We start from the raw sequence: 493 nt of genomic DNA, 5'->3' as shown, positions 1-493 counted from the left end.
TTTAATTTCTTCTTATATATAATCAGAGACTAGTCACTATTATTAATAGAAATAAAAATCATTCAGTTATTTCCATAGTGATCTGCGTTCCATCATGGCTTACATATCCATTCTTACAATTTGATTCATTGTCGTCACAAATAAATTTAATAGGAATCTCGCATTCTGTATCCGCAGTATCAGGCGTAAAATAGGTACGCCAGCCTGTCATCATATCAATGTATGCTGTGCGCAATTTTACATTGCAGTGTTTGCCCCAGGCGCTTGCCTTGTAATACTCAATAGACCATGTAACCCATTTATCTATTGAGTGGCAATTATCAAATAAATTATTATTATCTTCTAATCTAAAGTTTTTTTCTTGTTGAGGGAGTAAGATTATGTCATCTGATGGTCCGGCATTATACATACATTGGGATCCTGTACGTGTAATGATTACTTTGGCAGTTTTGCTATTATTTTTGAAGTGCGTATTATAATATGCGGAAAAAAC

Annotated in this window: 1 pseudogene; it reads right to left on the bottom strand. The window is 33.5% G+C overall.

Annotation, left to right across the window (positions count from 1 at the left end):
* Positions 1-58: 58 nt before the first annotated feature.
* Positions 59-493 (bottom strand): annotated as a pseudogene (locus AAC147_RS07340) (hypothetical protein); the annotation flags it as partial.

It is taken from the genome of Xenorhabdus sp. NBAII XenSa04 (assembly GCF_963866145.1).
Taxonomy (GTDB): Bacteria; Pseudomonadota; Gammaproteobacteria; order Enterobacterales; family Enterobacteriaceae; genus Xenorhabdus; species Xenorhabdus indica.
Note: the sequence above shows the minus strand (reverse complement) of the source record. Positions and strands in the feature narration are given on the sequence as shown.